The following is a 2052-nucleotide window of genomic DNA, read 5'->3' on the forward strand; positions in this document are numbered from 1 at the left end:
GAAGAAGGGGGAGGCCTCGCGGCCTCCCCCTTTTTTGCGTTTACGGGCAACATTCCTTATGCAATTAAATCAATTTAATCATCCACCGCTGAATATAGACGTTCACCGTTCTTTGGTCGGTTCTCTGTTCTCAATGGACTAATATTTGCTTTAGCGCACTGCTGCGCTTGTCCTGTTTTACACGGGTCGTTTTATTGATTGTGAAGGAAGGACTCACATGGCAGATGTTCATGAGCTGCTTGATACTTGGATTGCCAATGTCAAGGACGAGGAGCTCCTCGCTGAGCTTAACACGATGAAGGAGCAGGGTGATGAGGACGCCATCACCGATGCTTTCTTCCAAGATCTCGCCTTCGGTACTGCCGGCCTTCGCGGCACTATCGGTGCGGGCACTAACCGTATGAATATCTATACGGTCGGTCGTGCGACCCAGGGATTCGCTGACTACCTCAATGCGACCTTCGAGCATCCAACGGTTGCCATCGCTCGCGATAGCCGCAATAAAGGTGAGCTGTTCGTTAAGACGACGGCTGCCATTCTTGCAGCAAACGGCGTGACTGCCCTCGTTTATCCCAAGATTTCTCCTGTGCCGACGCTCTCCTGGGCCGTCCGTGATCTTAAGTGCTCCGGTGGCATTTGCATGACCGCTAGTCATAACCCGGCACCGTATAACGGCTATAAGGCCTATGGCCCCGACGGCTGCCAGATCACCAGCGAGGCCGCCGATGCAATTTCTAAGGCTATCGCCGAGACCGATACGTTCACCGGTGTGAAGTCCATGGACTTCGATGAGGCTCTTGAGCAGGGCCTGGTCAAATGGATCGATGACTCGTGCCTCGAGCGTTATTACGACGCCGTTCTCGCTCGCGGCGTTACGAATCTTTCTGCCGAGGAGATTGCCGGCGCACCGCTCAAGCTTGTCTATACGCCGCTGAATGGTACCGGCCTCATTCCCGTCACCACGGTGCTCGAGCGCGCTGGCATCACTGATGTCACGGTTGTTCCCGAGCAGAAGGAACCTAACGGCGATTTCCCGACCTGCCCGTATCCTAACCCCGAGATCCGACAGGCCATGCAGAAGGGCATCGATCTCTGCGAGCAGGTTCACCCCGATCTGCTGCTTGCGACCGATCCCGACGCCGACCGTGTTGGCGTTGCCGTTAAGAATGGCGATGACTATCTGCTGCTGACCGGTAACGAGATGGGCGTCCTGTTGCTCGACTATATTTGCAAGACCCGTGCCGCCCGCGGCGAGGACCTCACTAAGAAGGTCGCGGTTACTACCATTGTTTCTTCCGCCATGGTCGATGCTCTGGCCGAGGAATATGGCTTTGAGCTCCGTCGCTGCCTGACGGGCTTCAAGTACATCGGTGACATCATTACCTCGCTTTCCGATGCCGGTGAAGTCGATCGCTTTATCTTCGGTTTTGAGGAGAGCTACGGTTATCTGGCTGGTGATCACGTGCGCGACAAGGACGCCGTGAGCACTTCGCTGCTGATTTGCCAGATGGCTCAGTATTACAAGCTGCAGGGTAAGAACCTCGCCGACGCGATGCACGAGCTGTACGAGAAGTATGGCTACTATCACAACAAGACGATTTCGCTGAGCTATCCGGGCGCTGAGGGTGCGGCAAAGATGGCCGGCATCATGGCTGGTCTGCGCGAGAACCCGCCCGCGGAGCTCGCCGGTTCCAAGATTGAGGCCGTCGTGGACTACAACACCTGCGTGAACGGCCTGCCGAAGGCTAATGTCATTGAGTTCGATCTCGAGGGTGGCAACAAGGGTATCGTCCGTCCTTCCGGTACCGAGCCCAAGATCAAGCTGTATATCTTTGCCAAGGGCGCGGATGCCGCCGAAGCTGATGCAGCACTTGACGCGATTGAAGAGTCCGGTCGCAAGCTGCTGGCATAAGGTATTTAAGAGTCTATTACTGTAGATAGGCGAAAGAGGGGATCTCGGAAACGAGGTCCCCTCTTATATTTACCCAGCCAGCCGAGAGTCCTTATATGTGTAGGAAATGTGTACGCCCAGATTCCCGCCCCCGGCGCCCC

The 2052-nt window shown here is 55.7% G+C and carries 1 protein-coding gene; it reads left to right on the forward strand.

Features of this window, described 5'->3' with window-relative positions:
- Positions 1-217 precede the first annotated feature (217 nt).
- Entirely contained in the window at positions 218-1912 is a 1695-nt protein-coding gene (locus DW892_RS10245; RefSeq protein WP_055252695.1) for a phospho-sugar mutase, read from the forward strand.
- Positions 1913-2052: the final 140 nt, after the last annotated feature.

Source organism: Collinsella sp. AM40-7AC (assembly GCF_003468125.1).
GTDB classification, from domain to species: domain Bacteria; phylum Actinomycetota; class Coriobacteriia; order Coriobacteriales; family Coriobacteriaceae; genus Collinsella; species Collinsella aerofaciens_O.